A 25,966-nucleotide genomic window follows, 5' to 3' on the forward strand; every position below is an offset into this window, starting at 1 on the left:
GGTGGAGGTGGTTCCGTTTGCTCGTGCCCCATCCTGCCCGCAGCCACCGCACGGCCGGCCGTGACGCAACCGACGCGTCCGACGCGTCCGACGCGTCCGGCCGTGGCTCAGCCGGTCTGCCGGTGCTGCTCGAAGAACGCGACCAGTTCCTCCGCGGTGGGCTTGCGGGCGGCGTCGGCGGCGGCCTCGGCGCTGCGCGGGAACAGCACCCGCTCGTACGCGGCGAGCGCGGCCTCGGGATCGCCGGGGTGCGCGGCGATGGCCTCGCCGAGGTCGGCGCCGTCCTGCATGGCGAGGTTGGCGCCCTCGCCGTTGGGGGCGGAGAGGTGGGCGGCGTCGCCGACGAGGGTCACGCCGGGTACGCGGTCCCAGCGGTGTCCGACGGGCAGGGCGTGGTGGGGGCGCAGGACGGGAGCGGTGTCGGACTCGGTGATGAGGGTGGCGTACTCCGGGGCCCAACCCTCGAACTCGGCCGCGATCCGCGCGGTGGCGGCGGCGCGGTCGGTGAAGTCGACGCCCGCGAACCACTCCAGCGACCTGGTGAGCATGACGTAGGTGTGGATGGTCTCGCCGCTCTCCCGGTGCGCCGCGATGGTCCGCCCGTCGTCGTCCGGGTCGAAGACGCCGAAGGAGCCGCCGCCCACCATCTTCGCGACGGCGGGGTGCCGGGTCTCGACGTCGTAGAGGTAGGTCTCGACGAACGCCTCGCCGACGTACTCGGGGGTGGCGTCGGACAGCAGCGGCCGTACGCGCGACCAGGCGCCGTCCGCGCCGACCAGGAGGCCGGTCGTCACGGAGGTGCCGTTCTCGAAGTCCACCTCGTGGCGTCCGTCGCCGAGCGCACGGACCCCGGTGACCTTGTGTCCCCAGCGGACGGTGCCTGCGGGCAGCGCGTCGAGGAACATCCGCCGCAGCTCGCCGCGCTGTGCCTCGGGGCGTCCGCCCGTGCCGTCGTCCGCCTTGTCCAGCAGGACGGTGCCGTCCCGCCGGACGAACCGCATCGCCTGCCGCCCCTCCAGCACGATGGCCCGGAACTCGTCCATCAAGTCGGCTGCCTTGAGCGCGAGTTGGCCGTTGTAGTCGTGGATGTCGAGCATCCCGCCCTGCATGCGGGCGGCGGGGGACGCCTCCGCCTCGTAGACGGTGGACGGTATGCCGTGCACGTGCAGGACCCGGGCCAGGGTCAGTCCGCCGAGTCCGGCGCCGATGATGGTGACGGGGGTGGTCATGGGGGTCTCCTCGCTGGTCACGGACCCGCCGACCGGATGCCCGGCGGGTGCTCCACCACCGTGCCGAGCGCGCCCGACAGCCCGCCGACATCCCCCTGACAGCCCCGACACACAGCCGACAGGACGCCGTACCCAGGGCCGCTTCACCCCGCGTGCAACATCAGCCCGATCCCCACCACCAGCAGCCCCGCCGCCGCGATCCGGGGCGCCCCGAACCGTTCCTTGAAGAACAGCGCCCCGATGGCCGCGCCGACGATGATCGAGGACTCGCGCAGGGCGGCGACGGGGGCGAGCGGGGCGCGGGTCTGGGCCCACAGGACGAGGGCGTAGGCGGCGACGGAGAGGGCGGCGCCAAGAAGACCGAGGCGGGCGTACGGCTTGAGCTGCCGCACCATGTCCCCCCGCACCCGCACATACATGTAGGCGGGGATCACCACACCCTGGAGCGCCATCAGCCAGGCGATGTAGCCGAGCGGGGTGTGCGCCTCGCGCACGCCGAGGCCGTCGAGGACGGTGTACGACGCGATGGTGAGCCCGGTGGCGACGGCGGCGCCGATGGCCTTCCAGTCGGGCCGCCGCCCGCGCAGCCCCCACAGGCTGACCCCGGTCAGCCCCACGCACGACACGGCGACCCCGGCCGCCGCCCAGCCGCCCGGCACCTCGTGCGCGAACAGCGCGGCGAACACGGTGACGACGAGCGGGGCGGTGCCGCGCGCGAGGGGGTACGCCTGCCCGAAGTCCCCGAGCCGGAAGGAGGTCATCAGCAGCGCGTAGTACGCGACATGCACCCCGGCCGAGACGAGCAGATACGGCCACGAGGGCCCGGCGGGCAACGGCGTGAACAGCGCCATCAGCAGCCCGATGATCAGGCCGCCCCCGGCGATGAGGGTGAACCCGGTCAGCTTGTCGTTGATCTGATGCGCGATGGCGTTCCACCCGGCATGGGTGAACGCGGCGAGCAGGACGGCGGCGGTGACGAGCGGCGTCACCGGTGAGGACCAGTCGTCGTCATGCACGGCACGCTAACGGATCACTACGTGGCCTGTACAAGGGGTTGATCCGGCGCGGTCGGCCGCCCTCACCCGAACAAACAGGACCAGTTGCAAGGAGTGACGGATTTCTCGGGACCAACCCCCCTAAGCTGCGGTCCATGAATCGGACCGAGGGCGCTCGACTCTTCCGGGAAGCCTGGATCGCCGGAGTGCACCGTCACTTCCCCGGCGACCCCGAGCCGCGTTTCATCACCCCCTGGGAGGACGTCCCGCAGTGGGAACGGGAGGTCGCCGGGGAAGTCGCCACCCGCGTACGCGACCTCATGACCCTCAGCGAGGGCACCGCCGCCCGCATGTCCCGCGAACAAAAAGCCCGCTTCGTCGCCGTCTGCTGGGCCAACGAGGTCCACGACCAACTCACCGACCCCGACCCGGCCCAGGTAGCCGAATGGTCCGACCTGCCGGTCTGGCAACAGGAAACGGACGCGGACATCTTCGAGGCGATCGAGAGATCACTGGAGTGACGGCCGGGTGAGCACGTCGTCACGAGAGGGGTAGCCATGTCGGAGACCGAGGGCGCGCGACTGTTCCGGGAAGCCTGGATCGCGGGCGTTCACCGCCACTTCCCTGGCGAGCCCAAGCCCGGCTATGTGGCCCCGTGGGAGGACACCCCGCAGTGGGAGCGGGAGGCGGCGGGGGCGGTTGCCGCGCAGGTGCGGCAGTTGTTGAGCCTCAGCGACGGCGCCGCCGCGCGGCTGACCCGCGAGCAGAAGAGCCGCTTCGTCGCCATCTCCTGGACCGCCCAGATGTACAAGCACTTCACCGACCCCAAGCCCGGCTACGTCGCCGACTGGCCCGAACTCCCGGCCTGGCAGCGGGAGACGGACGCGGACATCTTCGAGGCGATCGAGAAGACGGCTCCATGACGGACGGCCGGTGAGGAGGAACCCTCACCGGCCGTCCGCGTCACCTTCGCTCAGGCGTCAACCACCCTCAGGCATGCACCAGTTCCCGCTTCGGGTCCTCGTCCGGCTCCGTGCGCAGGCCCTCGCCCTCGACGTCGACGTTCGGGAGGGCTCGGTCGAGCCAGGCCGGGAGCCACCAGGCGCGGCGGCCGAGGAGGGCGAGGACGGCCGGGACGATGGCCATGCGGACGATGAACGCGTCGAAGAAGACGGCGATCGCGAGGCCGAAGCCGATCATCTTGATCATCGACTCGCTGGAGCCGATGAAGCCGGAGAAGACGGCGATCATGATGATGGCGGCGGCGGTGACGACGCGGGCGCCGTAGCGGAAGCCGGTGACGACGGCCTGGCCGGGGTTCTCCCCGTGGACGTACGCCTCGCGCATCCGGGTCACGAGGAAGACCTCGTAGTCCATGGCGAGTCCGAAGACCACGCCGACCATGAAGATCGGCATCATCGACATGACCGGACCGGTCTGCTCGACGTTCATCAGGCCGGACAGCCAGCCCCACTGGAAGACCGCGACGACCGCGCCGAGGGCGGCGAGCACGCTGAGCAGGAAGCCGAGGGCCGCCTTCAGCGGGACCAGGATCGAGCGGAAGACGACGATCAGGAGCAGGAAGGCCAGGCCCACCACGAGGGCGAGATACGGCAGCAGCGCGTCGTTCAGCTTCTGGGAGACGTCGATGTTCATCGCCGTCGCACCCGTGACCAGCAGCGTCGCGTCCGTCGCGGAGGTGATCGCCCCGCCCTTGCCGCGGATCGCGTGCACCAGGTCCTCGGTGGTGGCCGAGGACGGCTTGGACTTCGGTACGACCGTGATGATCGCGGTGTCGCCCGCCTTGTTGGGCGCGGGCGGCGTGACGGTGACGACGTCCTTGAGCCCCTTGATCTCGTCGCCGACCTTGGTGAACGCGGCCTTCGGGTCGTCGCTCTTCTTCGCGTCGACCACGACCATCAGCGGACCGTTGAAGCCGGGCCCGAAGCCCTCGGAGAGCAGGTCGTAGGCGCGGCGCTGGGTGGTGGAGACGGGCTGGGAGCCGTCGTCGGGCAGGCCGAGTTCGAGGGAGGCGGCCGGGACGGCGGCGGCGCCGAGGCCGATGACGCCGAGCAGCAGCACGGCGACCGGGCGGCGGACGACGAAGCTCGCCCACCGGGTGCCCATGTTGGGACGGCCGGGCTTCTTCGCCTCGCGCCCACCGCCCAGCAGCTTGCTCTTCTCGCCCGCGGGCTTGACGGTGCGGCCCGCGTAGCCGAGCAGCGCCGGGATCATGGTGAGCGCGATGAGCACGGCGATGGCGACGGTGCCCGCGGCGGCCACGCCCATCTTGGTCAGCATCGGGATGTTGACGACCGACAGGCCGACCAGGGCGATGACGACGGTGAGCCCCGCGAAGACCACCGCCGAGCCCGCCGTACCGACGGCCCGCCCCGCCGCCTCCTCGCGCTCGCGGCCCTCGGCCAGCTCGGCCCGGTAGCGGGAGACGATGAACAGGGCGTAGTCGATGCCGACCGCGAGGCCGATCATCGTGGCCAGCGTGGAGGTGGTGGAGCCGAGGTCCAGCGGGTTGGCGAGCGCGGCGATCGTGGCGACCCCGATGCCGACGCCGATGATCGCGGTGAGCAGCGGCAGCCCGGCCGCGATCAGCGAGCCGAAGGTGATGACCAGGACGACCGCGGCGATGCCGATGCCGATGATCTCGCTGGAGCCGGTCTCGGGCGTGGCGTTGAGCGCGTCACCGCCGACCTCGACGGTGAGCCCGGCCTCGCGGGCGTGCCCGGCGGCCTCCTTGAGGGCGTCCCGGGAGGCGTCCTCCAGCTCCATGCCGGAGACCTTGTACTTCACCGAGGTGTAGGCGATCGTGCCGTCCTGGCTGACGGTGTGTCCGGCGTACGGGTCGGCGACGGAGGCGACCTCGGAGCCGGAGGACAGCTCCTTGACGGCCTTCTGGACGGCCGCCTTCTCACCGGCGTCGGTCATCTTGTGCCCGGCGGGCGCCTTGAAGACGACGCGGGCGGTGGCGCCGTCGGCGCTCATGCCGGGGAAGCGCTGTTCCAGCAGGTCGAAGGCGCGCTGCGCCTCGGTGCCCGGGATGGAGAAGGAGGAGTTGCCGGCGGGCGGCGCGGAGGCGGCGCCCACCCCGGCGAGGGTGAGCAGCGCGATCCACAGCAGGGCGACGAAGTGCCGTCGCCGGAAGGCGAACCGGCCTAGTTTGTAGAGGTACGTGGCCACGAGGGCGTACTCCCGGTCAGGTCGTGACGGGCATCTGGGCAGGGGGGATCAGCCCGGCGACGTGAGCGGTGACGTCAGGTGGTGGGCTTGCTGGGGAGTTCCGAGAAGGGCGGGACAGGTCAGGAGACGGGGACGCCGAGGGCGGGGAGGACCACGGCGTCGATGTACGAGCGCAGGAACGCCTGCGTCGGAGGCTGTTCGTCGATGAGCGCGCGCGTCGCGAACGCGCCGATCATCATGTGCACCACGTACGGCAGCGCCGGGTTGTCCGGCGCGACCTCGCCCCGGTCCACGGCCCGGCCGACCATCGCGCGCAGCGCGCCCATCTCGGGCTCGATGAGGTGCTCCCGGAAGGCCGCGAGCAGGTCGGGGTTGTTGTGGACGGCCATGGCCAGGCCCCGCATCAGGGCGTTGTTCTGCTCCATGGCGCAGTCGTCCTCGTGCTCGACGACCGCGTGGAAGTCGCCGCGCAGCGAGCCGGTGTCCACGTCGGAGACCGGGCCCGGTTTGCCGTGCCGTATCGCGCGGGCGACCAGTTCGGCCTTGCCGCCCCACTGGCGGTAGAGGGTGGCCTTGCTGGAGCGGGTGCGGGCGGCGACGGCGTCCATGGTGAGGGCGTCGTAACCGACCTCGCGCAGCAGGTCGAGCACGGCCTCGTACAGCTCGGCGGCACGCTCGGGGGTGAGCCTGCTGCGCCGCGCGGTGGCGGCATCGGTCATCGGTCTCACCCTCCCGCTGGTCAACGACACGGTCCCGTAGGGGACTTCATGCACACGTCTCTACGACACAGCGTAGGAGACCTCGCATGGGACGAAGGTACCGCAGCCTCTCGCGAAACGAAACCGTTTCGTACGTGTCCTGCATCACGGGCGCCCGTGTCAACCGGAACGGCCCACCCGGCGTCCCCCGGAAGGCCCACCTCCACCCGGCCCGGAAAGCCCGAGTTGCCCCACCCTCGCCGCCGGAAAAGCATGGAGAGGTGAGCTATCTGCGCCTTCCCCACATCAGCGGCGATCAGCTGTGCTTCGTGGCCGAGGACGACCTCTGGCTGGCGCCCCTCGACGCGCCGGGACGCCCCTGGCGGCTCACGGCGGACCGCACCAAGGCCGGTCACCCGCGCTTCTCGCCGGACGGCAGCAAGATCGCGTTCACGAGCTGGCGCAGCCTGATGCCCGAGATCCACCTGGTCGGCACCGACGGCGGACCCGCGCGGCAGCTGACGCACTGGGGCACCGCCGACACCCAGGTGTGCGGCTGGACGCCCCCGGACCAGAGCGGGCGCAGCGACATCCTGGCCGTCGCCTCCCACGGCCAGCCGTTCTCGTACTTCAGCTGGGCCCACAAGGTCCCCACCGACGGCGACCCGGGCGGCAGGCTGCCCTGGGGCCCGGTCGGCGACATCCAGGTCGCCGATGTCGACGGCGAGCACATGACGCTGCTGCTCACCGGCACCCCGCCGCACGAGATGGCCTCCTGGAAGCGCTACCGGGGCGGCGCCATGGGCAGGCTCTGGCTCCAGGGCAAGCGGCTCCTGGAGGACATCGACGGCCAGCTGGGCTCCCCGATGTTCGTCGCCGGGCGCATCGCCTTCCTCTCCGACCACGAGGGCATCGGCAACCTCTACTCCGTCGCCATGGACGGCACCGACCTGCGCCGCCACACCGACCACGACGCCTTCTACGCCCGGCACGCCTCCACCGACGGCGACCGGGTGGTCTACCAGTGCGCGGGCGACCTGTGGATCGTGGACGACTTCTCCCCCACCGGCACCTCGCGCAAGCTGGACGTCCGGCTCAGCGGCCCGAGCCCCGGCCGCCGCCCCTACCAGGTGCCCGCCGCGCACAACGTGGACGGCCTCTCCGTGGACGAGACGGGGCGGGCCAGCGCGGTCGTGGTGCGCGGCAGCCTGTACTGGCTCACCCACCGCGACGGCCCCGCCCGCACCATCGCCGACACCCCGGGCGTCCGGGTCCGGCTGCCGGAGATGCTGGGCTCGACCGGCCAGATCGCCTACGTCACCGACGCCGAGGGCGACGACGCGATCGGCATCGCCCAGCTGCCCCGCGCGAGCGGCGACCGCGAGCCCCGGCTGCTGGCGCAGGGCAGGCTCGGCCGGGTCCTGGAGATGGTCTCGGACCCGCAGGGCGAGCGGATCGCCGTCGCGTCCCACGACGGACGGCTGCTGCTGATCGACGTGGCGGAGAACGCCGAAGACGCCGGGGGCGCCGCAGGCGAGAGCGGGGAGGGCGGGGAGGGCGCCGAGAGCACCGCCCCCGGCACCGTCACCGAGCTGATCCACTCCGTCAACGGCCCGGTCCGCGACCTCGCCTTCTCCCCCGACGGCGCCTGGCTGACCTGGTCCCACCCGGGCATCGGCCGCTCGCTGCGGCAGATCAAGCTGGCCCGGATCAAGGACCGGATGGTCGTGGACGTCACCAACGGCCGCTTCGAGGACGAGAACCCGGTCTTCACCAGCGACGGCCGCTATCTCGCCTTCCTGTCCTGGCGCGGCTTCGACCCGGTCTACGACGTGCACACCGGCGACCTGTCCTTCCCGCTCGGCTCCCGCCCGTACCTCGTCCCGCTGTCCTCCGCGACGCCCTCGCCCTTCGCGCTGAACCCCGAGGGGCGCCCGGCGGCGGGCGGGCTCGACCCGCTGGAGGGGGAGAGCGGCGAGGGCGGCACGGTGATGGTGGAACTGGAGGGCCTGGAGAACCGGGTCACGCCGTTCCCGGTGATCGCCTCCAAGTACTCGGCGCTGCGCCCGGTCGCGGGCGGCGGCCTGGTCTGGCTGCGCTGGCCGATCTCCGGCGCGCTCGGCGAGACCTTCGTGAACCCGGCCGACATCTCGGGCCGCCCGACCCTTGAGCACTTCAACCTCAGCAAGGCCAAGAAGTCCGAACTCGTGGGCCATCTCGACTGGTTCGAGGTGAGCGGCGACGGCACCCGGCTCGTGGTGGTGGACGAGGGCGAGCTGCGCGCGGTGCCCGCGACCGAGCCGGGCGACAGCGACACCACCGTCTGGATGGACCTGCGCCGCATCCTGCACGAGGTGGACCCCGGCGCCGAGTGGCGGCAGGCGTACGGCGAGGCGGGGCGGCTGATCCGGGACTACTTCTGGGCGCCCAACATGTGCGGCGTCGACTGGGACGCGGTCCTGGAGCAGTACCGTCCGCTGGTCGAACGGGTCACCTCCCCCGACGAGTTCGCCGATCTGCTGCGCGAGGTCCTGGGCGAACTCGGCACCTCCCACGCCTATGTCACCCCGGCCCGGCGCAGCGAGGGCCCGCCGCACTACCAGCGGCGTCAGGGGCTGCTCGGCGCCAACTTCGTCCGCAGGGACGGCAACTGGGTGGTCCGGCGCATCCTGCACGGCGACTCCTCCGACTCGCGGGCGCGCTCCCCGCTGGCCGGCACCGGCATCCGCGAGGGCGCGGTGCTGACCCACGTCAACGGCCGCCCGGTCGACCCGGTGACCGGTCCGTACCCGCTGCTCGCGGGCTCGGGCGGCACCACCGTGGACCTGACCTTCACCCCGCCGCCGGGCGAGCCGGGACCGCCGCGCCGGGTCGCGGTCGTCCCGCTGATCGACGAGCGCCCGCTGCGCTACCAGGACTGGGTGGCGGGGCGCCGCCAGGTGGTGCGGGAGCTGAGCGGCGGCAAGTGCGGCTATCTGCACATCCCCGACCTGGGCGGCTCAGGGTGGGCGCAGTTCAACCGCGACGTACGCCTGGAGGTCTCGCGGCCCGCGCTGATCGTGGACGTGCGGGGCAACGCGGGCGGCCACATCAGCGAGCTGGTCATCGAGAAGCTGACCCGGACCATCCTCGGCTGGGACCTCACCCGGGACGCGCAGCCGGTGTCGTACGCCTCCAACGCGCCCCGGGGTCCGGTCGTGGCGCTGGCCGACGAGGCGACCTCCTCCGACGGCGACATGATCACCGCCGCGTTCAAGCTGCTGGGGATCGGCCCGGTGGTCGGGCAGCGGACCTGGGGCGGCGTGGTCGGCATGACCGGACGGCACCGGCTCGGGGACGGCACGGTCATCACGGTGCCGATGAACGCGGCCTGGTTCGACGAGTACGGCTGGTCCGTGGAGAACCGGGGCGTCACCCCCGACCTGGAGGCCCTGCGCACCCCGCTGGACTGGGCCGAGGGCCGCTACGCCCAACTGGACGACGCGGTGCGGCTCGCGCTCGACATGCTGGAGACGACGCCCGCCTCGGTGCCGCCCGACTACAGCGACGTACCGGACCGCTCGCGGCCCAAGCTGCCGCCGCGCGAGGAGAGTTGAGCGGGCCGCGTGAAGGGCCTCGGAGGAAGGGGCGCGAGGAGGTGTCCGCACTCCCCGCCACTTACAACGTATAGCGCAAGGGGGGCCTTGCGGCAAGGCCCCCCTCATGCCGCAGAATCGCTGGCCGAGCCCAGAACCTGCGGAAATGAGTGATCCACGCCATGTGTGCGCTGCTGTCCGAGCGTGAGCCCGAGTCCCGCGCGTTCGACCTGCCCGACCGGCTCGCCGCCAAGGCCGACCCGGCACTGATCGCCGCCGACGAGCGGCACTTCGCGGCCATCGCCGAGAGCCTGGAGCGGACCGTCGCCGAGCTGTCCGCGAGCATCGACGCGCTGCGCCGGGCGCCCGGCGGGGTCGGCCGGGAGGTGCTGGAGCGCGACCTGGAGATCCACCGGCTGACCGCCCGGCTGCGCGCGCTGCGCCGCTTCGGGCTCGACCTGTGCCTCGGCCGCATCGTCCACGCCGACGACCCGGAAGGCGCCGAGCCCGTCTACATCGGGCGGCTCGGCCTCACCGACAGCACCGGCCGCCGTCTGCTGGTCGACTGGCGCTCCCCCGCCGCCGAACCGTTCTTCGCCGCCACCCACGCCCGGCCGATGGGCCTGGCCAGCCGCCGCCGCTACCGCTGGACGCGCGGCCGGATCAGCGACTACTGGGACGAGGTGTTCACCACCGAGGGCCTGGAGCACCACGCGGCGCTCGACGACCAGTCCGCGTTCATCGCCACCCTCGGCACCAACCGCTCCGAGCGGATGCGGGACGTGCTCGCCACCATCCAGTCCGACCAGGACGCCATCATCCGCGCCTCCTCGCGCGGCGCCCTCGTGGTGGACGGCGGCCCCGGCACCGGCAAGACCGTCGTCGCCCTGCACCGCTCCGCCTACCTCCTCCACTCCGACCCGCGCCTCGGCCACCGCAAGGGCCGGGTGCTGTTCGTCGGCCCGCACCAGCCGTACCTGAACTACGTCGCGGACGTGCTGCCGAGCCTGGGCGAGGAGGGCGTACGGACCTGCACCGTGCGGGACCTGGTCACCGAGGGTGCCACGGCGGGCGTCGAGGCCGAACCGGAGGTGGCCCGGCTGAAGTCCTCGGCGGAGCTGGTGAAGGCGCTCGAGAAGGCGGTGCGCTTCTACGAGACCCCGCCCACCGACGGGCTCACCGTCTCCACCCCCTGGGCCGAGCTGCGGCTGACCGCCGCCGACTGGGCCGAGGCGTTCGAGGCCGCGGAGACGGGCGTCCCGCACAACGAGGCCCGCGAGCTGATCTGGGAGGCCCTGATCACGATCCTGCGGGACAAGCTCGACGTGGAGGTCCCGCCCAAGCTGTTCCGCCGGGCGCTGGCCGCCGACACCGAGCTGACCGGCACCCTGCGCCGGTCATGGCCCCTGCTGGAGGCGGCCGACCTGGTCGGCGACCTGTGGACGGTCCCCGCCTACCTGCGGATGTGCGCCCCCTGGCTCACCCCTGACGAGGTACGCCTGCTGCGGCGCGCGGAGCCCCAGGCGTGGACGGTGTCCGACCTGCCCCTGCTCGACGCAGCCCGGCAGCGGCTCGGTGATCCGGAGACCGCCCGGACCAAGCGCCGCCAGGCCGCCACGGCGGCCGTCGAGCGCGAGCGCATGGCCGCCGTCATCGACAGCGTGATCGCCGCCGACCCCGACGGCGAGGGCGCGGTGACCATGCTGCACGGGCAGGACCTCAAGGACAGCCTGGTCGACGAGGACGCGCTGCCGACCCTGACCACGGACGAACTGGCCGGTCCCTTCGCGCACATCGTGGTGGACGAGGCCCAGGAACTGACCGACGCCGAGTGGCAGATGCTGCTGCTGCGCTGCCCGTCCCGCAGCTTCACCATCGTCGGCGACCGCGCGCAGGCACGGCACGGTTTCACCGAGTCGTGGAAGGAACGGCTCGCGCGCATCGGGCTCGACCGGGCGGAGGTGGCCTCGCTGAGCATCAACTACCGCACGCCGGAAGAGGTGATGACGGAGGCGGAGCCGGTGATCCGCGCGGCGCTGCCGGACGCCAACGTGCCGGTGTCCGTGCGGTCCAACGGAGTTCCGGTCACGTACGGCGCGGTGTCCGACCTGGACGAGGTCCTGGACGACTGGCTGGCCGGGCACGCCGAAGGGACCGCCTGTGTCATCGGCGATCCCACGTTCCTGGAGCGGCCCCGAGTCCGGTCGCTGACACCGGAGTTGGCGAAGGGGCTCGAATTCGACCTGGTCGTCCTTGTGGAGCCGGAGGCGTTCGGCACGGGCATCGAGGGCGCGGTGGACCGCTATGTGGCGATGACCCGGGCGACCCAGCGGCTCGTCGTCCTCACCGGCGCGTAGCGCAGGACGGCCGGGGCGGGGTGCCCGGTGGCCTACCGGGCACCCCGCCTTCACGGCTGACGCCGGACCTGACGCTCAGGCGCTGTGGTCCGGGTCGAAGCGGTCCTCGCGCTGGTCGCGGTGCGCCTCGTGGGCACCGGCCTGGCGGGCGTCGCGCTCCGGACGGCCGTCACGGCCGTCACGCTGCTGCTGGCCACGCTGACCGGCGGCAGCGGCCTTCTCACGGCCCTGGGCCGCCTTGTCACGAGCCTGCCCCGCCTTCTCGCGAGCCTGGCCCATCTTCTCCTTGGCCTGGCCCTGCGCCTGGCGGGACTTCTCCTGGATCTGGTCCTTCATACCCATGTGGGTTCACATCCCTGGTGGGGTGAGGGGAAATCGGCCCTTGCTGGGCCTCGACCAGATTCACACGGCCGAACACGGAGCGCATGTCGATCAGTTACGTTCCGTAGCCCTCTCCGCCTCGTCCGCCGCGCCGCCCGCGCCCACCAGGCCCGAGCGCATCCCCTGGAGCCGGGAGGCGTACCGGCGCATCTCGCGCTGTCCGACCGTGCCGATCAGCGCCGGGAGGTAGCCGCGCACCCCCTGCATGCCGCGCAGCCACCACTGCCCGTACACATGCGCCGAGCGCCGCTCGATGCCGTCCGCGATACGGTCCACGGCCGGGCCGAGCGGATAGGTCTTGTTCGACGGCCAGGGCAGCCGCTTCCTCAACTCCCGCATCACGTCGTCCTGATCGGCGCCGCGCACCATGTCGGTGTCGGTCCAGGACAGATACGCGACGCCCACCCGCACGCCCTGGTAGCCGACTTCGGCGCGCAGGCTGTGCGCGTACGCCTCCACGCCCGACTTGGAGGCGCAGTACGCCGTCATCATCGGGGCCGGGGTCATCGCGGCGAGCGAGGCGACCTGGAGGAGATAGCCCCGGCTCTCGGTCAGCACCGGCAGGAAGGCGCGGGCGGTGACGGCCGAGCCGATCAGGTTCACCTCGATCACCCGGCGCCAGGCCACCGGGTCGGAGTCGGCGAACGGACCCCCGGTCGCCACACCGGCGTTGGCGACCACGATGTCCACCTTGCCGAAGCGCTCCTTGACCTCCCGGGCCACCCGGCTCATCGCCTCGTGGTCGGTGACGTCGGCGTACCAGTAGCCGCCCTCGCCGTGCAGCCGCTCGGTGGCGGCCTTCAGTGCCTCCTCCTCCAGGCCCACCAGCGCCACCGTCGCCCCGCGCGCGGAGAGCTTGCGCGCCAGCAGCTCCCCGACGCCGCGCGCCGCCCCGGTGACGACCGCGACCTGTCCTTCGAGACCCACCCTGCTCATGCGCCCTCCTCCAGCGATGCGGGGGCGTTCCCCGCGACGTACGTGGTGACGAGTTCCCGTATCCGGGCGGTCACCGCCTCCGGTGCCTCCACCGGGGTCATGTGGCCCGCCCCGGGCAGCTCCTTCAGGCCGACGCAGCGGGGCAGCGCGGCGACCAGCGCGTGCGCGTGCGCCACGGGGGTGAGCCGGTCGGCGGTGCCGTGCAGCACCTCGGTCGGCGCGGTCAACTGCCGTACGCCGTGGTCGAGATCGAGCGTGTCCAGGACCGTGCCCCAGGTGTGGCGGGCGGTGCGCGGGCAGGCGTGCACGATGCGGGCGCAGGCGTCCACCATGTGCGGGGCCGAACCGGCGCCCATGGTCGCGTACTTGAGGACCGCCTTCGCCACCGGCGTGACCGGGCCGAGCGGGGCGCGCGAGCCGAGGACGCGCCCGCTCAGCCAGGTGCGCAGCCGCCCGGCGGGCAGCGGCACCACCCGGGCCTCGGCGGTGAGCCGCGAACTGCCGGTGCTGCACAGCAGGACGGCGGCGGTGTGCTCGCGGAAGCGGGGGCGGTGCGCGGCGGCCATGATGGTCATCCCGCCCATCGAGTGGCCCGCGATCAGGGCCTGTTCGCCGGGTGCGAGGGTGTGCGCGAGGACGGCTTCGAGGTCGTCGGCGAGCGTGTCCGTGGAGCAGTCCGGGCTGAGCGGGCTGCGGCCGTGGCCGCGCTGGTCGTACGCGATCACCCGGTGGTCGCGCGCCAGGTCCCGTATCTGCGCGGCCCAGAAGGCGGTGGAACAGGTCCACCCGTGGGCGAGCACGACGGCCGGGGCACCCTCGGAACCGTGCACCTCGACATGCAGCCGGGCGCCGTCGGCAGAGATGACGTCGACCGTACGGGCGGGAACCGGCGGGGCATAGGGGCCGGTGGCACCCGGCACGGGGCGGCTCATGCGCCGGCCTCGGTACGGGCGGGCTTCTTGGCGGCGGGCTTCGCGACCTCGGGAGCCTCGGAAACCTCGGGAGCCTCAGCCGTCACCTTCCGGGCGCGGATCACCTCGTACTCCCCGAGGTCCACCCGTCGCACCGCGCGGCGGAACTCGGCGGTCGTGCCCGGCCAGAGCGTGGTGTTGCGGCCGCTGGCGTCGAGGTACCAGCTCGTGCAGCCGCCGTTGTTCCAGACCGTGCGCCGCATCCGCTCCTGGACCCGGTCGTTCCAGGCGTCGACGGCGGCGGGGCGGGCGTCCAGGGCGGCCCGGCCGCCGAGCACGTCGAGCTGGCGCAGATAGTCGGCGAGGTAGTTCAGCTGGGACTCGATCATCAGGATCATGGAGGAGTTCCCGAGGCCGGTGTTGGGCCCGATGATGCTCAGCCAGTTCGGGAAGCCCGCGGCGGCGCCCCCGCGCAGCGCCTGCATCCCGCCCTTCCAGGACTCCGCGAGCGTGACGCCCCCGACGCCGACCACGCGCTCGGCGATGGGCATGTCCGTGACGTGGAAGCCCGTACCGAAGATGATCGCGTCGACCTCGGTCTCGGTGCCGTCGGCGGCGACCACGGTCGAGCCGCGGATCTCGCTGAGCCCGCTGGCGACCACGTCCACGTTGGGCCGGGCGAGCGCCGGATAGTAGGCGTTGGACAGCAGGATCCGCTTGCAGCCGATGCGGTAGTCCGGGGTGAGCTTGGCGCGCAGGGCCGGGTCCTTGATCGCGCGGGCCATGTTCCGCTTGGCCAGCCGCTCGACCAGGCCGAGTTCGTCGGGGTGCTTGGTGAACGCCTGCACCTGGAGTTCCCGGATGCCCCACAGCAGCCCGCGCCGCAGCCGGGTGGTCAGCGGCAGCGCCTGGTGCAGCCGCCGCTCGGCGGTGCTGATGGCGCGGTCCACGCGGGGCATCACCCAGGGCGGGGTGCGCTGGAAGAGGGTGAGGCGGCCGGCCTTCGGCTGGATCTCGGGGACGATCTGGATGGCGGAGGCGCCGGTGCCGACCATGGCGACGCGCTTGCCGCGCAGGTCGTAGTCGTGGTCCCAGCGGGCGGAGTGGAACACCTTGCCGGGGAAGGAGTCCAGGCCCGGGATCTGGGGGATCTTCGGGTCGGACAGCGGCCCGGTGGCGGAGACCACCATGTCGGCGGAGTACGACCCGCTGGTCGTCTCGATGTTCCAGCGCAGCCGCGCCGCGTCCCAGGTCATCAGCTTGACCTCGGAGTCGAAGCGCAGATGCGGACGCAGCCCGAAGGTGTCCGCGACGTGCTCCAGGTAGGCGCGGATGTGCTCCTGCCCGGAGAAGGTGCGCGGCCAGTCGGGGTTGGGGGCGAAGGAGAAGGAGTACAGGTGCGAGGGGACGTCGCAGGCGCAGCCGGGGTAACTGTTGTCCCGCCAGGTGCCGCCCACCCCGCTCGCCCGCTCCAGGACGACGAAGTCGGTGATCCCCTCGCGGCGCAGCCGCACGGCGGCCCCCAGACCGCCGAACCCGGACCCGATCACCGCCACCCGTACATGCTCGTGCTCGGCCATCCCGAAGCCTCCACGCATCAGCTGGACTCTGCCAGTGAACACTGGCGCAATGGGACTGTAGAGCAGCTCCGTACTGAGCGGTAGGGGGCGCGAAAGGAAAGTTACCGGCGGTACGCCATAGGCTGCGGGCGTGACGGACGAGGGCGGACACAGCGCGGAGCAGACCGGCGGCGTACGCGAGTACCGCATGGAGGAGCTGGCCCGGCTGGCCGGCATCACCGTGCGCACCCTGCGCTTCTACCGCGAACGCAAGCTGATCCCGCCGCCCCGCCGCGAGGGCCGTATCGCCTGGTACGACGACCACCACCTGGCCCGGCTGCGCACGATCTCGGCCCTGCTGGAGCGCGGTCACACGCTCAGCGGCATAGCGGAGCTGGCCGAGGCGCTGGACCACGGCCGCAATGTCGCCGACCTGCTGGGCGTGGGGCCGCCGAGCGAGGAGGAGCCGGTCCGCCTCACCCCCGAGGAGCTGGCCGCCCGCTTCGAGGACGACATCACCCCGGAGAACCTGGCCGCCGCCCTGGAGCTGGGCTACGTCGGCACCGACGGCGATGAGATCGTGCACATCAGCCGCCGTCTCCTCGACGTCTCCTCCGCCCTGGTCCGCGAGGGCATCCCGCTGGCCGAGGTGCTGGCGGCGGGCGCCCGCGTCCGCGAGCACGTCGACGCCCTGGCCGACCTCTTCGCCTCCCTGGTCCTGCGGCACGGGCCCGAGGAGGACCTGCACCGGCTGCGCCCGCTGGCGCGGAGCGTGGTGGAGGCGGAGCTGTCGCTGGCGATGGACCGGCGGCTCAGGAAGCCGAAGTGAGCGGGCCCCAGGGGGCTCAGCGCTCGTAGACGACCGTCACCGGCGCGTGGTCCGACCAGCGCTCGGCGTGGGTGGCCGCGCGCTCCACGTACCCCTTGACGGCCTTGGCGGCGAGCCCTGCGGTGGCCAGGTGGTAGTCGATGCGCCAGCCGGAGTCGTTGTCGAAGGCGCGGCCCCGGTAGGACCACCAGCTGTAGGGGCCGTCCACATCGGGGTGCAGGGCGCGCACGACGTCGACGTAGCCGCCGTCGCTCTCGTCGAGCACCCGGCTCAGCCACTCCCGCTCCTCGGGCAGGAAGCCGGAGTTCTTGGTGTTGGCCCGCCAGTTCTTGAGGTCGGCCTGCTGGTGGGCGATGTTCCAGTCGCCGCAGACCAGGACCTCGCGGCCCTCGGCGGCGGACCGCTCGCGCAGCTCCTTGAGGTGGGCCAGGAACTCGCCCATGAAGCGGACCTTCTCGTCCTGCCGCTCGGTGCCGACCTCGCCGGAGGGCAGATAGAGGGAGGCGACGGTGACGCCGGGCAGCTCGGCCTCGACGTAGCGCCCGGAGCCGTCGAACTCGGCGGAGCCGAAGCCGGTCCGGACCCGGTCGGGCGCACGGCGCGTGTACAGGGAGACACCGGCGCGGCCCTTGGCGGCGGCCGGGGCGTGCACGACGTGCCAGCCGTCGGGCTCCCTGACCTCCTCGGGCAGCTGGTGCGGCTCGGCGCGCACCTCCTGGAGGCAGACCACGTCGGCCGGGGTGTCGGCCAGCCACTCCACGAAGCCCTTCCTGGCGGCGGCGCGGAGCCCGTTCACGTTCACGGAGGTAACAGTCAGCACCATGGCACGATACCGGGACACCACCGACACCCGACGACGCTCCGCCGCCCGCATGGAAGTACGGTCACCAGCATGAACATACGCCGCGTCCGCTTCGACCACCCCGACGCCGTCAAGCTCAACGACGAGGTCCAGGCCGAATACCACGTGCGCTACGGCGACGGCGGCGACGCCACCGTGCTGGACGTCACCGACTTCGACCCGCCCCGGGGCGTCTATCTGATCGCCTACGACGAGCACGACCGCCCGGTCGCCACCGGCGGCTGGCGCGCCCAGGACACCAACGGCGAGGGCAACGAGGACGGCGACGCCGAGCTGAAGCGCATGTACGTCGTCGCCGGCATGCGCGGCCGGGGCGTCGCCCGCCTGATACTCACCGCCCTGGAGGACGACGCCCGCGCCGCCGGCCGCCACCGCATGGTCCTGGAAACCGGCACCCGCCAGCCGGAGGCCATCGCCCTCTACACCTCCAGCGGCTACACCCCCTGCGCCAAGTTCGGCTTCTACCGGGAGTACGAGAGCAGCCGCTGCTTCGCGAAGCGGCTGTGAAGGGGCGTCGGGCCATAGTCCTCAGGGGTTCCAGTAGACCGTCGTGAACGTACGGTCGAAGCGCCGGGCGACCAGATCCGCACGCTGGATCGCCCAGTGCACGGTGGCCCCTTCCCACCCCTCGATCCCGGGGTTCCAGTCGGCGAGCAGCGCCCAGTCGGCGACGTCGTCGGACACCGGGCCCTCCCACCGGCCCGCCTCCGCCTCCTTGCGGGCATGGAACACGGCCCCGGCCACCGGGTCGGTGTGGACGGCCTCCTCCGAGGCGTACCCCCCGATCCGCAACGGCCCGCCGCTCGCCACGTCCCCCCGGACCTCGTCCCAGACCGCCACCAGCTCCTCGGCCCGCGGATGCCCGGCAAGCGGCTCGCTCCCCGGCTCCCCGGCCCGCTCGACCGCGCAGTGGTACGGCAGCGACACATCGACGGTCGCCCGCAACTCCCCCTGCGGAAACGCCTCCACCATCCTCCGGTACTCCTCGATGCCGGACAGCCCCCATGCGTACCGGTCCCGCTCCTCCACCTCCGCCCCGGCCGGGACGTACACCGCGGTGCCCCTGTTCCCGTAGTCCCCCTCGTCCTCCGGCACGGCGAACAGCAGGAGTTGCCCGTCGGACGGCAGCGGCAGACCGGTCACCCCGGCAGGGAGCGCCGCCAGATCGAGAGCGGCGACGAAGGGATGGAACGGCGCCTCCACACCAGGGGGCAGCGCCAACGACCCCCCGAACCGCCCCACGACCGGCCCGCCCCCACCCTCGGCCAACGTCACACAAACCCGAGCAAGCCCGAGCCACCGCTCCACATCCTCACCGGGCACCCCCCGCCCAAACGCCTTGCCCCGGAAGAGACTTAAGCGATCCCACAGTTCAGGAGTCATGAGGGAACCGTAGAGGGAGGGTCCGACAGACCCCGCGGACGCCGAGCTTCGGGTTCGGGGTTGTAGGCGTACACACGGAGGGGATCGAGGTGCAGTTCATGGGGCCCAAGACAGTCCGCGGCAAGGGTTGCCACGAGTGCTCCACAGGCGCACGCCATGTTGCGGCCCCCTGTTCCCAACGGCCCGCAGCACCCGCGATGCATGCCCGGCGCATCGGCCAGACGGAGGCTCGGCACGTCCTTCGGATGCACGATCACCGAGTCCCTGGGGCCGGTGGAGACCGCTCCGTCCAGTTCGGGCGGCATGAGAAGGGCGCGATTCCCGGATGCATCAAGTCCGGGGCCGTGCGCCGACGGTCGCACGAATGGCGCGCCCCATGGCTTCGGGTCGATGGCGTAGGCCCCCCTGGGCACGGTCGACGGTGCCAGCCGGGTTGTGTGGTCACGGTCCGCATCGGCCACGCGGGCGTCGGGGACCTCTGGAAGCTCCTGAAGGTCACGGGTCAGCCGAGCACCGCACTTCGCACAGTAGAAGACCGTCATGTCGGCCGTTCTACCCTCTCAACCCGAACGGGCTCGAACAGGCCCCGGAAACGCCGAGATCCCCGTCCGATGAATCGGACGGGGATCTCGTGACCGCCTCGGAGGCGGCGCTGCGTGGACCTGAGGGGATTTGAACCCCTGGCCCCCTCGATGCGAACGAGGTGCGCTACCGGACTGCGCCACAGGCCCTTGCAACGAGTGAAACTCTAGCATCCCGATCCGGGTGCTCGGAAATCCGCTCCCGGACTGGTCAGGGCGGGGGTCACTCGTTGGCGGCGCGGGGGCGGCCGTCGGTCTCGTACTGGTCGAAGAGGGGGGTGCGGCCACGCTCGCGGGAGCGGCGGGCGGAGGCGGCGCGGCGGGCGGCGTCGCGGGTGTCCTCGGCGCGGGGCTCGGGGACCTCCTCCGGCTCGCTCTCGTGCTCCGAGACGACCGGGCCCGAGCGGGCGGAGCTCCAGGTGTCCGGGGCGCCGAGGTCGACGTCGGGGGTGGCGCGCGGGGCGACCGGGGCGGTGACGTAGGTGGGCAGCGGGACCGGGACCGGCTCCCAGCTGTCGCCGTGGCCGGGCGGCCGGGTGCGCTCGCGCTGCTGGTCGACCCACTCGGCGTGGTCGGTCTGCTCGACGAGGGCGCGGCGGTCGGCGGCGAGCGCGGCGGACAGCGCCGGGTCGGTCTTCGGCTCTGATCCCTCCTCCGGTTCGTCGGCCACCGGGCCCGCGTCGACCGTGGCACGGCGGCGCGGCCGGCGCGCGTTCTCGCGCAGCTGGCGGGCGGCGTCCTCGGCGCGGCGGCGGTCCATCTGGTAGGCGAAGCGGCGCCGTTCCTGGGTGCGCAGATAGGCGATGTAGCCGCTGAGCAGCAGGGCGGGCACGGCGGGCACCCACAGGAAGGCGAGCCCGCCGACGGCGGCGACGATCGCGCCGCAGGTGAAGGCGAGGAAGAGGACCACGGTGGTACGTCTGCGCCGCGCGAGCACCTTGGAGCGCTGGGCGCGGGCGGCGGCCGACTGAGGGGCCGGACCGCGCCGGGCGGCGCCCTGGGCCGGGGCGGGGCCGCTGCCGCGCTGCCGCGCCGACGCGGGCGCGGGCGCGGGCGCCGGGTCCGTCGTACCCGGCCGGTGTCCCTGCACCGGCTGCGCGCCGGATCTGTGGCCCTGCGCCGGGTGCGCGCCGGAGTGATGCGCCTGGGCCGAGGGGGACTTGGGGGCCGGTTCCGGGTGCCCGGGCTCCTCCGCGCGGACGTCCGCGCGCGCCTGACGGCGGGTCGGAGGCATGGCGAAGGCCCGGACGTCCACCGAGTCGGTGGCGGTGTCCGGGTCACCGGCGTCCGGCTCCCCCTCCTCGGCGGAGCGCGCCCGCAGGTCCTTGGCGTACCGGCGCTCCATCCCCGCCCGTCCGGACAGCAGCCGGATGGCGGTGCTGAAGCGTTCCGTCGGACGGGCCTCGTTCAGCTCGTCCTGCCTACGGAGCCACATCGGCACCAAGTAGGCGGCCCAGGCCCCGACGATGACTGCGTAAATGAGGCCGCTGCTGCTCACGCCTCACACGGTAGAGGGGTTTGTATGGGGCCATCCGCCAATTGGGCCGGTGTGTCGCACGATCTGGCTGATATTCCGAGCTTTTTTTGCGATCGATGCGATCAGCCGACCGTCAACGTCATGAATTGATATGCCTCGGAACGGTCAGTGACCGATTGAATTCGAACACTTATTCAATTTCCGGGGGTCGGCTGATTTCCGGACGCGTTCTCCGCGCGCGTGCGCCGCCACCGGGAGAGCAGCCCGTCGGGGACCTCCTCCGCCGTGAGGGCGTAGACGAGGTGGTCGCGCCAGGCGCCGTCGATGTGCAGATAACGCGGGCGCAGCCCCTCCTCGCGGAATCCGAGTTTCTCCACCACCCGGCGGCTGGGCCGGTTCTCGGGGCGAATGCACACTTCGAGCCGGTGCAGCCCGACCGAGCGGAAACAGTGGTCCGCCACCAGCGCGACGGCGGTCGGCATGACCCCGCGCCCGGCGACCGACTCGTCCACCCAGTAGCCGACGTGCCCGGAGCACATGGAGCCCCAGGTGATCCCGGCGACCGTGAGCTGGCCGACCAGACGGCCCTGGTACTCGATGACGAACGGCAGCATCCGCCCCGCGTTCGCCTCCGAGCGCAGATGGCGGACCATCTGGCGGTAGGTCGGCCGGTGCGTGATCGGGCCCTGCGGGGTGGGCGGCGGGATGGTCGCCTCCCAGGGGCGCAGCCAGTCCCGGTTGCGCCGGTTCACCTCGCGCCAGGCCCGCTGGTCGCGCAGTCTTATCGGCCGGAGGACGACATCCGCGTCCGCCAGCGCGACGGGCCAGGACCGGCCGGTCAGCTCGCACCCCCGGAACCGGCGGCGTGCTCCGCCGCTGCGGGGCGGGGGTGGTCGCCGCCGCGGATCTGGTCCACGGCGTGGATCAGCAGCGGCTCCAGGACGGCCAGGCCGTCCCGTACTCCCCCGGTCGAGCCGGGCAGGTTCACGATCACCGTGCGACCCGCGACTCCGGCGAGGCCGCGCGAGAGGACGGCGGTGGGGATCTTCTCCCGGCCGTAGGCCCGGATCGCCTCCGCGATGCCCGGCACCTCGTAGTCCAGCACCGTGCGGGTCGCCTCGGGGGTGCGGTCGGTGGGCGAGATGCCGGTGCCGCCGGTGGTCACGACCACGTCGTACCCGGCCGCCACGGCCTCGCCGAGCGCCGCCTTCACCGGGTCGCCGTCGGGCACCACCCGGGGGCCGTCCACGGCGAAGCCGAAGCCGCGCAGCCCCTCGGCGACCATCGGTCCGCCCTTGTCGGCGTAGACCCCGGCGGCGGCCCGGTTGGAGGCGGTGACGACCAGCGCGCTGTACGGCGCGGTCAGGGCGCCGCCCAGGGGCGGATCCGCGCTCACGCCCGGCTCCAGTCGCCCGACTTGCCGCCCGTCTTCGTCTCGACCCGGACGTCGGTGATGACGGCGCCCTTGTCCACGGCCTTGATCATGTCGATCACGGTGAGCGCGGCGACCGACACGGCGGTCAGGGCCTCCATCTCGACGCCCGTGCGGTCGGTGGTCTTGACCGTGGCGGCGATCTCCACGGCGTCGTCCACGACCGCGAGGTCCAGCTTCACCCCGGAGACCGACAGCGGATGGCACAGCGGGATCAGGTCCGGGGTCCGCTTGGCGCCCATGATCCCGGCGATGCGGGCGGTGGCCAGGGCGTCGCCCTTGGGCACTCCCTCGCCGCGCAGCAGCTCGATCACGCGGGGTGAGACGAGCACCCGGCCGGTGGCGCGGGCGGTGCGCGCCGTCACGTCCTTGCCGGATACGTCGACCATGCGGGCCGCGCCCGCCTCGTCGATGTGCGTCAGTCGGTCCTGCGTACTCATGGTGTGCCGTGCTCCCGGTCCCGGCCCGTCGCCGATGCTGGTTGTACGGGCCTGTGTGCGCGACACGGTACCTCCAAGTCGGCCCGGACACCGGGTCGAGACCCCGCGCGGCCCCTGCCCCGGCCGCGCGGAAGGCGCCCGGTCAGCCGAGCAGCACGACCTCCACCTCGGTGCCGGACTCGGCCGAATCCACGTCCTCGGGAAGGACGATGAGGCAGTCGGCGTGGGCCAGCGCGGCGATCAGGTGCGAGCCCGCGCCGCCCACCGGGGACACCTCGCCGTCGTCGTACTTGCCGCGCAGGAACTGGCGGCGGCCCTTGGGCGAGCGCAGCGGCTCGTCGGTCCGCAAGGTCGCCCGGGTGTGCGGCCGGTGCACCTCGGGGAGGCCCATCAGGGTGCGGATCGCGGGGCGCACGAACAGCTCGAAGGAGACGTACGACGACACCGGGTTGCCGGGCAGCGCGAGCAGCGGGGTGTGGTCGGGGCCGACCGAGCCGAAGCCCTGCGGCTTGCCGGGCTGCATGGCGAGCTTGCGGAAGTCGACCCCGGCGCCCTCCTCGTCCTCGTCGGAGACCTCGGACAGCGCCTCCTTGACCACGTCGTACGCGCCGACGCTCACCCCGCCCGTGGTGACCAGCAGGTCGGCGCGCACCAGCTGGTCGTCGATGGTGGAGCGCAGCACGTCGGCGTCGTCCTCGACGGCGCCGACGCGGTAGGCGATGGCGCCCGCGTCCCGGGCGGCGGCGGCCAGCGCGAAGCTGTTGGAGTCGTGGATCTGTCCGGGGCCCAACGGCTCGCCGGGCTGGACGAGTTCGCTGCCGGTGGACATGACGACCACGCGCGGGCGCGGGCGTACCCGGACGGTGCCCCGGCCGATCGCGGTGAGCAGTGCGATCTGCGGCGGCCCGAGGACCGTACCGGCGGCGAGGGCGAGGTCGCCTGCGCGTACGTCGCTGCCGCTGGGGCGCACGTGGGCGCCGGGCTCGACGGCCTCGTAGATCCGCACCTGGCCCTCGGCTCCCTCGGGGGCCAGCGCGCGGGCGCGCATCCCGGCCGCCGGGCCCTCGCCGAGCCCGGCGTCGGTCTGCTCGACGGGGACGACGGCCTCGGCGCCGGGCGGCACCGGGGCGCCGGTCATGATCCGGGCGGCCTGGCCCGGGCCGACCCGCACGAGGTCGGCGGCACCGGCCGCCACGTCGCCGACGACCTCCAGGACGGCCGGGTACTCCTCGCTCGCCCCGGACACGTCCGCGACCCGGACCGCGTACCCGTCCATGGAGCTGTTGTCGAACGGGGGCAGGGACACCGGCACCACCACGTCGTCCACGAGGACGCAGCCCTGGGCCTCCAGGACCGGCAGCTCGATGGGGTCGAGCGGGCGGATGGTGGTGAGGATGTCCTCCAGGTGCTCGTCCACCGACCACACGTGGTCCGGTCCGGCGGGACGGTTCGGGGCGGTGCTCAACGTTCCTGCATCTCCTCGGCTACGTACGTGCGAAGCCAGGTCCGGAAGTCCGGGCCCAGGTCTTCACGTTCGCACGCGAGTCTGACAATGGCGCGCAAGTAGTCGCCACGGTCACCGGTGTCATAGCGGCGGCCGGTGAAGACGACGCCGTGCACGGGGCCGCCCGCCTTCTCGTCCTGGGCGAGCTGCTGGAGGGCGTCGGTCAGCTGGATCTCGCCGCCCCGGCCGGGCTCGGTGCGGCGCAGGGTCTCGAAGATGCGGGGGTCGAGGACGTAGCGCCCGATGATCGCGTAGTTCGAGGGGGCGTCGGCCGGGTCGGGCTTCTCGACCAGGCCGGTCACGCGGACGACGTCACTCTCGCCGGTGGTTTCGACGGCGGCACAGCCATAAAGGTGGATCTGCTCGGGGGCGACCTCCATGAGCGCGACGACGCTGCCGCCGTGCCGCTCCTGGATGTCGATCATGCGCTGGAGCAGGGGGTCGCGGGGGTCGATCAGGTCGTCACCGAGGAGGACGGCGAAGGGCTCGTGGCCGACGTGCGGGGCCGCGCACAGCACCGCGTGGCCGAGGCCCTTGGGGTCGCCCTGGCGCACGTAGTGCATGGTGGCCAGGTCGCTGGACTCACGGACCTTGCCGAGCCGTTGGGCGTCGCCCTTCTTCTGCAGCGCCGATTCCAGCTCGTAGTTGCGGTCGAAGTGGTCTTCCAGAGGGCGCTTGTTGCGTCCGGTGACCATGAGGACGTCGTCGAGGCCCGCCGACACCGCCTCCTCCACCACATACTGGATCGCCGGCTTGTCGACGACCGGCAGCATCTCCTTGGGAGTGGCTTTGGTGGCCGGCAGGAACCGGGTGCCGAGGCCCGCCGCCGGGATGACAGCCTTGCTGATCCTTGGGTGCGACTGAGTCATGCCGGCAACCCTATCCGGTGTCTTGGCAGGGAATCCGCTACTCCGGTTGGCTGACCCTCATATGAGTGGATTGAGTGACATGCCAGAAGAACAGACCGGCCCCCTGGGACACCGAGGACGTGTCGACGAGCCTGACAAGCGCGCGTTGCGGCGGGAATTCCTCCAGGTGAGGAGCGCATTGCCGGAGGATGACATCCGGTCGTCGGCCGCCGCGCTCGCCGGACAGGCCCTGCTGCTGCCGGAGCTGGCCGGTGCCCGCACGGTGGCGGCGTACGTCTCGATGGGGAGCGAACCCGGCACCCGCGCGCTGCTGGACACCCTGCGCGCGCGGGGCGTACGCGTCCTGCTGCCCGCGCTGCTGCCCGACAACGACCTGGACTGGGCGGAGTACACCGGCCCCGGCTCGCTCGTCCCGGTCCGGCACGGCGGCCGTATGGAACTGCTCGAGCCCTCCGGCCCCCGGCTCGGCCCCGGTGCCGTCACCACGGCCGACGCGGTCCTGCTGCCCGGCCTCGCGGTGGACGCGCGCGGGCTGCGCCTGGGACGCGGCGGCGGGTCGTACGACCGGGTGCTCGCCCGGCTGGAGCGCGCGGGCGCGTATCCGGCGCTCGTGGTGCTGCTGTACGACACGGAGGTCGTCGCGCGCGTGCCCGCAGAGCCGCACGACCGCCCGGTGCACGCCGTGGTGACCCCGACGGGCGTGCGCCGCTTCGTACGCCCCTGAGCGAACCCCGGCCGGACCGGGGGCCCCTG

At 72.6% G+C, this 25,966-nt stretch carries 23 protein-coding genes and 1 tRNA gene; 7 read left to right on the plus strand and 17 right to left on the minus strand.

Features of this window, described 5'->3' with window-relative positions; genetic code table 11:
* Positions 1 to 107 precede the first annotated feature (107 nt).
* The gene (locus B079_RS0122965) at positions 108 to 1,229 is read right to left on the minus strand and encodes an FAD-dependent oxidoreductase (RefSeq protein WP_018548190.1); all 1,122 of its coding nucleotides are present in this window, start codon (positions 1,227 to 1,229) and stop codon (positions 108 to 110) included.
* A 143-nt stretch (positions 1,230 to 1,372) separates the two neighbouring features.
* Positions 1,373 to 2,218 (minus strand): EamA family transporter, encoded by an 846-nt coding sequence (locus B079_RS0122970; RefSeq protein WP_026248974.1) that lies wholly within the window; start codon positions 2,216 to 2,218, stop codon positions 1,373 to 1,375.
* A 161-nt stretch (positions 2,219 to 2,379) separates the two neighbouring features.
* Here B079_RS0122970 and B079_RS0122975 point away from each other — a divergent pair, with 161 nt between their 5' ends.
* A complete protein-coding gene (locus B079_RS0122975) occupies positions 2,380 to 2,745 on the plus strand; it encodes a hypothetical protein (protein ID WP_037801814.1) in 366 nt (121 codons plus the stop codon).
* Positions 2,746 to 2,781: 36 nt separating this feature from the next.
* Complete coding sequence (locus tag B079_RS0122980; protein ID WP_018548193.1) at positions 2,782 to 3,147, plus strand: hypothetical protein; 366 nt, start codon at positions 2,782 to 2,784, stop codon at positions 3,145 to 3,147.
* Between the two features lie 67 nt (positions 3,148 to 3,214).
* Here the strand turns inward: B079_RS0122980 and B079_RS0122985 are convergent, their stop codons facing one another.
* Positions 3,215 to 5,419 carry an MMPL family transporter gene (locus B079_RS0122985; protein WP_018548194.1) on the minus strand — a complete coding sequence of 735 codons (2,205 nt, stop codon included), beginning with the start codon at positions 5,417 to 5,419 and terminating at the stop codon, positions 3,215 to 3,217.
* 119 nt (positions 5,420 to 5,538) lie between these two features.
* The gene (locus B079_RS0122990) at positions 5,539 to 6,138 is read right to left on the minus strand and encodes a TetR/AcrR family transcriptional regulator (protein ID WP_018548195.1); all 600 of its coding nucleotides are present in this window, start codon (positions 6,136 to 6,138) and stop codon (positions 5,539 to 5,541) included.
* A gap of 260 nt (positions 6,139 to 6,398) precedes the next feature.
* On the opposite strand from B079_RS0122990, the gene B079_RS0122995 reads away from it, so the two are divergent.
* Both B079_RS0122995 and helR read left to right on the plus strand, forming a co-directional pair.
* Positions 6,399 to 9,713, plus strand: coding sequence for a S41 family peptidase (locus B079_RS0122995; protein WP_018548196.1), 3,315 nt, complete (start codon positions 6,399 to 6,401; stop codon positions 9,711 to 9,713).
* 161 nt (positions 9,714 to 9,874) lie between these two features.
* A complete protein-coding gene (helR, locus tag B079_RS0123000) occupies positions 9,875 to 12,049 on the plus strand; it encodes an RNA polymerase recycling motor ATPase HelR (RefSeq protein WP_018548197.1) in 2,175 nt (724 codons plus the stop codon).
* A 75-nt stretch (positions 12,050 to 12,124) separates the two neighbouring features.
* On the opposite strand, the gene B079_RS32600 is transcribed toward helR, so the two are convergent.
* The 4 genes from B079_RS32600 to B079_RS0123020 all read right to left on the minus strand — a co-directional run bounded on the left by B079_RS32600 (position 12,125) and on the right by B079_RS0123020 (position 15,857).
* Entirely contained in the window at positions 12,125 to 12,391 is a 267-nt protein-coding gene (locus tag B079_RS32600) for a hypothetical protein (RefSeq protein WP_018548198.1), read from the minus strand.
* 90 nt (positions 12,392 to 12,481) lie between these two features.
* Positions 12,482 to 13,366 (minus strand): SDR family oxidoreductase, encoded by an 885-nt coding sequence (locus B079_RS0123010; RefSeq protein WP_018548199.1) that lies wholly within the window; start codon positions 13,364 to 13,366, stop codon positions 12,482 to 12,484.
* Positions 13,363 to 14,298, minus strand: coding sequence for an alpha/beta fold hydrolase (locus tag B079_RS0123015; RefSeq protein ID WP_026248975.1), 936 nt, complete (start codon positions 14,296 to 14,298; stop codon positions 13,363 to 13,365). Before B079_RS0123015 ends, B079_RS0123010 begins: the two co-directional genes overlap by 4 nt.
* The gene (locus B079_RS0123020; protein ID WP_018548201.1) at positions 14,295 to 15,857 is read right to left on the minus strand and encodes a flavin-containing monooxygenase; all 1,563 of its coding nucleotides are present in this window, start codon (positions 15,855 to 15,857) and stop codon (positions 14,295 to 14,297) included. Before B079_RS0123020 ends, B079_RS0123015 begins: the two co-directional genes overlap by 4 nt.
* Before the next feature lie 187 nt (positions 15,858 to 16,044).
* Between B079_RS0123020 and B079_RS0123025 the strand changes: the two genes are divergently transcribed.
* Positions 16,045 to 16,665: a MerR family transcriptional regulator gene (locus tag B079_RS0123025; protein ID WP_026248976.1), complete on the plus strand. Its 621-nt coding sequence runs from the start codon at positions 16,045 to 16,047 to the stop codon at positions 16,663 to 16,665.
* A 16-nt stretch (positions 16,666 to 16,681) separates the two neighbouring features.
* Here B079_RS0123025 and B079_RS0123030 read toward each other — a convergent pair whose 3' ends face one another.
* Positions 16,682 to 17,488, minus strand: coding sequence for an exodeoxyribonuclease III (locus B079_RS0123030; protein ID WP_086022411.1), 807 nt, complete (start codon positions 17,486 to 17,488; stop codon positions 16,682 to 16,684).
* 69 nt (positions 17,489 to 17,557) lie between these two features.
* On the opposite strand from B079_RS0123030, the gene B079_RS0123035 reads away from it, so the two are divergent.
* Positions 17,558 to 18,034, plus strand: coding sequence for a GNAT family N-acetyltransferase (locus B079_RS0123035; protein WP_018548204.1), 477 nt, complete (start codon positions 17,558 to 17,560; stop codon positions 18,032 to 18,034).
* Between the two features lie 21 nt (positions 18,035 to 18,055).
* Here the strand turns inward: B079_RS0123035 and B079_RS0123040 are convergent, their stop codons facing one another.
* From B079_RS0123040 to galU, 8 genes are all read right to left on the minus strand, one after another.
* Positions 18,056 to 18,910, minus strand: coding sequence for a DUF1963 domain-containing protein (locus B079_RS0123040; protein ID WP_026248978.1), 855 nt, complete (start codon positions 18,908 to 18,910; stop codon positions 18,056 to 18,058).
* Between the two features lie 657 nt (positions 18,911 to 19,567).
* Positions 19,568 to 19,641: transfer RNA gene (locus B079_RS0123045), tRNA-Ala, on the minus strand.
* A gap of 73 nt (positions 19,642 to 19,714) precedes the next feature.
* Positions 19,715 to 20,989 (minus strand): gephyrin-like molybdotransferase receptor GlpR, encoded by a 1,275-nt coding sequence (glpR, locus tag B079_RS0123050; RefSeq protein WP_018548206.1) that lies wholly within the window; start codon positions 20,987 to 20,989, stop codon positions 19,715 to 19,717.
* Between the two features lie 173 nt (positions 20,990 to 21,162).
* Positions 21,163 to 21,810, minus strand: a complete 648-nt coding sequence (locus tag B079_RS0123055) for a GNAT family N-acetyltransferase (RefSeq protein WP_026248979.1) — start codon at positions 21,808 to 21,810, stop codon at positions 21,163 to 21,165.
* Positions 21,807 to 22,364, minus strand: coding sequence for a MogA/MoaB family molybdenum cofactor biosynthesis protein (locus B079_RS0123060; RefSeq protein WP_018548208.1), 558 nt, complete (start codon positions 22,362 to 22,364; stop codon positions 21,807 to 21,809). Before B079_RS0123060 ends, B079_RS0123055 begins: the two co-directional genes overlap by 4 nt.
* Positions 22,361 to 22,840: a cyclic pyranopterin monophosphate synthase MoaC gene (gene moaC / locus B079_RS0123065; RefSeq protein ID WP_018548209.1), complete on the minus strand. Its 480-nt coding sequence runs from the start codon at positions 22,838 to 22,840 to the stop codon at positions 22,361 to 22,363. The genes B079_RS0123060 and moaC overlap by 4 nt, the downstream gene beginning before the upstream one ends.
* A 142-nt stretch (positions 22,841 to 22,982) precedes the next feature.
* The gene (gene glp / locus B079_RS0123070) at positions 22,983 to 24,305 is read right to left on the minus strand and encodes a gephyrin-like molybdotransferase Glp (RefSeq protein WP_018548210.1); all 1,323 of its coding nucleotides are present in this window, start codon (positions 24,303 to 24,305) and stop codon (positions 22,983 to 22,985) included.
* On the minus strand, positions 24,302 to 25,213 hold the full coding sequence (galU, locus tag B079_RS0123075) for a UTP--glucose-1-phosphate uridylyltransferase GalU (protein WP_026248981.1): 912 nt from the start codon (positions 25,211 to 25,213) through the stop codon (positions 24,302 to 24,304). The genes glp and galU overlap by 4 nt, the downstream gene beginning before the upstream one ends.
* 79 nt (positions 25,214 to 25,292) lie before the next feature.
* Here galU and B079_RS0123080 point away from each other — a divergent pair, with 79 nt between their 5' ends.
* On the plus strand, positions 25,293 to 25,937 hold the full coding sequence (locus tag B079_RS0123080) for a 5-formyltetrahydrofolate cyclo-ligase (protein ID WP_086022412.1): 645 nt from the start codon (positions 25,293 to 25,295) through the stop codon (positions 25,935 to 25,937).
* Positions 25,938 to 25,966 lie beyond the last annotated feature (29 nt).

Source organism: Streptomyces sp. LaPpAH-108 (genome assembly GCF_000373625.1).
Taxonomy (GTDB): Bacteria; Actinomycetota; Actinomycetes; order Streptomycetales; family Streptomycetaceae; genus Streptomyces.

What these genes read in the sequence shown, in the direction of transcription:
- B079_RS0123015 (WP_026248975.1), bottom strand. Translation starts at nt 14,298, where the DNA reads ATGAGCCGCCCCGTGCCGGGTGCCACCGGCCCCTATGCCCCGCCGGTT.
- B079_RS0123030 (WP_086022411.1), bottom strand. Translation starts at nt 17,488, where the DNA reads ATGGTGCTGACTGTTACCTCCGTGAACGTGAACGGGCTCCGCGCCGCC.
- B079_RS0122975 (WP_037801814.1), top strand. Translation starts at nt 2,380, where the DNA reads ATGAATCGGACCGAGGGCGCTCGACTCTTCCGGGAAGCCTGGATCGCC.
- B079_RS0122990 (WP_018548195.1), bottom strand. Translation starts at nt 6,138, where the DNA reads ATGACCGATGCCGCCACCGCGCGGCGCAGCAGGCTCACCCCCGAGCGT.
- B079_RS0122965 (WP_018548190.1), bottom strand. Translation starts at nt 1,229, where the DNA reads ATGACCACCCCCGTCACCATCATCGGCGCCGGACTCGGCGGACTGACC.
- B079_RS0123035 (WP_018548204.1), top strand. Translation starts at nt 17,558, where the DNA reads ATGAACATACGCCGCGTCCGCTTCGACCACCCCGACGCCGTCAAGCTC.
- B079_RS0122980 (WP_018548193.1), top strand. Translation starts at nt 2,782, where the DNA reads ATGTCGGAGACCGAGGGCGCGCGACTGTTCCGGGAAGCCTGGATCGCG.
- B079_RS0123010 (WP_018548199.1), bottom strand. Translation starts at nt 13,366, where the DNA reads ATGAGCAGGGTGGGTCTCGAAGGACAGGTCGCGGTCGTCACCGGGGCG.
- B079_RS0123080 (WP_086022412.1), top strand. Translation starts at nt 25,293, where the DNA reads ATGCCAGAAGAACAGACCGGCCCCCTGGGACACCGAGGACGTGTCGAC.
- moaC (WP_018548209.1), bottom strand. Translation starts at nt 22,840, where the DNA reads ATGAGTACGCAGGACCGACTGACGCACATCGACGAGGCGGGCGCGGCC.
- B079_RS0123025 (WP_026248976.1), top strand. Translation starts at nt 16,045, where the DNA reads ATGGAGGAGCTGGCCCGGCTGGCCGGCATCACCGTGCGCACCCTGCGC.
- B079_RS32600 (WP_018548198.1), bottom strand. Translation starts at nt 12,391, where the DNA reads ATGGGTATGAAGGACCAGATCCAGGAGAAGTCCCGCCAGGCGCAGGGC.
- B079_RS0123020 (WP_018548201.1), bottom strand. Translation starts at nt 15,857, where the DNA reads ATGGCCGAGCACGAGCATGTACGGGTGGCGGTGATCGGGTCCGGGTTC.
- galU (WP_026248981.1), bottom strand. Translation starts at nt 25,213, where the DNA reads ATGACTCAGTCGCACCCAAGGATCAGCAAGGCTGTCATCCCGGCGGCG.
- helR (WP_018548197.1), top strand. Translation starts at nt 9,875, where the DNA reads ATGTGTGCGCTGCTGTCCGAGCGTGAGCCCGAGTCCCGCGCGTTCGAC.
- B079_RS0123040 (WP_026248978.1), bottom strand. Translation starts at nt 18,910, where the DNA reads ATGACTCCTGAACTGTGGGATCGCTTAAGTCTCTTCCGGGGCAAGGCG.